The organism is Mesotoga infera, assembly GCA_011045915.1.
Taxonomy (GTDB): domain Bacteria; phylum Thermotogota; class Thermotogae; order Petrotogales; family Kosmotogaceae; genus Mesotoga; species Mesotoga infera_D.
Map to the genome: position 1 here is coordinate 1 of DSBT01000327.1, position 2,332 is coordinate 2,332.

General features: G+C 47.6%; 2 protein-coding genes. Both read right to left on the reverse strand.

Features of this window, described 5'->3' with window-relative positions:
- Positions 1-554 (reverse strand): nitronate monooxygenase (locus ENN47_10670; GenBank protein ID HDP78620.1); only part of this gene is annotated, 554 nt, incomplete at its 3' end.
- Between the two features lie 131 nt (positions 555-685).
- Positions 686-2,167, reverse strand: coding sequence for a DUF2779 domain-containing protein (locus tag ENN47_10675; GenBank protein HDP78621.1), 1,482 nt, complete (start codon positions 2,165-2,167; stop codon positions 686-688).
- Positions 2,168-2,332: the final 165 nt, after the last annotated feature.

A 2,332-nucleotide genomic window follows, 5' to 3' on the forward strand; every position in this document is an offset into this window, starting at 1 on the left:
GTCTTTTCGAGAGAACTATCTTCAGAAAAGATCTCCTCGACTCTGTATCCGAGGTGGCCGCCCGCCTTTGGTCCCTCCACAACGAAGCCGTCGGGGACGTATCCGTACCTGCCATACCATCTCTTAAATATTACTGTTGCGGACTTCAGAGATGAGACCACAGGAATGACAGCAGTTTCCGATCGATCATCGAGATAAGAGGGGAGATCAAGAGGCAGTCCCGCGCCGGAGATTATCACGTCTATCTTCTCCTTCACGGCCGTTGCCACCATCTCTGCATAGTTTGTGAGGGCTACCATAATGTTTACTCCCAAAACCCCTCTTGTCTTCTCCCTTGCCCTTCTTATGGTATTCTTGAGGCCATCTATGCTTGCCTGCCTGAAGTTCTTTCTGTAACCATCAACCGTCATACCGATACCTGCCGTTCCAATAACCCCTACACCACCTTCAGAAGCGACTGAAGCGGCCAGGTTGTCGAGAGAAATCCCTACGGCCATTCCTCCCTGAATAAGTGGAAGCGATGTCTCATGATTCTTTATCTTGAAGATTCCTATGTCGTCACATCCTCTCGATGCCTAAGTGTGCATGATTCATAATAACCTAATTTGATGACCAGACTGTTCTACTTCGAAAAGAATTCGATTAAGTCGGAGGCTGATGATTCACATTTGTATCGACAGTATCCTCATTCCGATGAAAGATCGCAGAGAAATCTGTGAATCTCCACCATCGCCAGTGTATCCATCTTGCAGTACTCCAGCATATCTCTTCTTATTCTCTCTGCCTCGGACGCTCTGTAATTTCCCAGAGCCATGTTCACGAAAACATACCTGGCATCGTCACCGTTATGGATAAACAGTCCCTCATAGCCAATCCCTTCAACAAGTGCAGGAAGAAGCTTCTTGATCGAGAAACTTCCACCGAAGTCGGGATGATATATGTGGTTTTTCACGAGGAGTTCTGAATCTACAAATATCTCCGAGAAGGATATGAGCTGTTCTGAAAGTTCTGGATAGTCTTTGTATCTGTTAGACAGCCATCTCAGAATATTCCTCTCGACGGAAGCGTGGTGCGCCATAAGTGTTCTGCAGTCCTTGAGGTCCTCAACCAGCCTTTCGGCGAGCAGGAGGCTTTCATCTCTCGAAGGATTGCCGAAGAGAAACTCCCTGTGTTCAAGGACTTCCGGGTCCTTTCTTCGAATGTGCAGTGAATATTGATATGGGATCCCCTCGTATGGAGCCAGGCCATCATACAGTGGAATAACTGAAGCCGCGGTCTCGAAATCGAGAAAACCTATCGGATGCTCCATGCTATTCAGCTTTTCACGAAGCTCTTCGGGTTCGTCAACCACTATCCCTCCTGTCTTTGCTCCACGAAAGACCCTTTGCAGAAGGGGTTTGTCGCCAAGTGCCTCACGCGGAAGCTCTTCTAGATAGAAGTATCCCTTTTCGATCAAAGCATCTGTCTTATCGGCGCCCAATCTGGGAAGCTCAAAGATACTGAGTCTCCTATCAAGGCCAAAGCATCTTCGAAGATGCTCGCAGTCTCTGCATTTGTACCCCAATGTGCCGGAAGGGATCAATGTTGAAGTCAGGATAACTGATGCAAGTTCGAGTTTTGCCTTTATCTCACTTTTCTGCGCCGAGACCTCGTCCGTAACATCTATGATCTCAAAGAGCTTCCGGTCGTCATCACCCTTGCGATACATTCTCGAGACCATAATCAAACATGCTTTTTTGACCCTGTAGCCCGAGCTTTCTATAACTGATACTGTGTAAGAGAGATCTCTTATGTAGTCCTTTGTGTTCGATGAACCGGCAAGACTGGACTTGACCTCGAAGATATCCAGGTCATCGCCCTCTTTTATCATAACGTCCGCCCTTGAGACGAAATCGCCGCTGATGAAAGCAGGTTCAAACAGTGTTACGGACTGCCTGTCTCCGATAATCCGCTCTGTTATGAAGGAGGCCTCGAATGGATCCAGTTCCTCTATAAGAACACCTTCAGGAAAGAGACTCCTCGCCCTTTTGCCGACATCGAGGCCTTCTTTCATCCTGAAATCCTCTGCGACTGTAGGCGTGAATTCTCGAGGTTCATTCCTCTCGGTCCATCCCCTGACAGGGCAGTTATCGTACTCGAGAAACATCTTCTTAGTAATAAGTCTCATCTAGCTTCACCTCGAGGCTTGAAGAGTGTTGAATGCCGGATTTCAGATCACGTCTCATGATGATTATAACAGCACAGATAGGTTCGGTTTTCAGGCTTTGTTTCGTGCCTTTATTTTTCCCGAAAGTGCAGGGAGCTTCCGTCGAAGCTTCATTTGAGATGTGGA

Excerpts from the sequence above, each read along its gene's own strand:
- ENN47_10675 (HDP78621.1), bottom strand. The coding sequence starts at position 2,167 with ATGAGACTTATTACTAAGAAGATGTTTCTCGAGTACGATAACTGCCCT.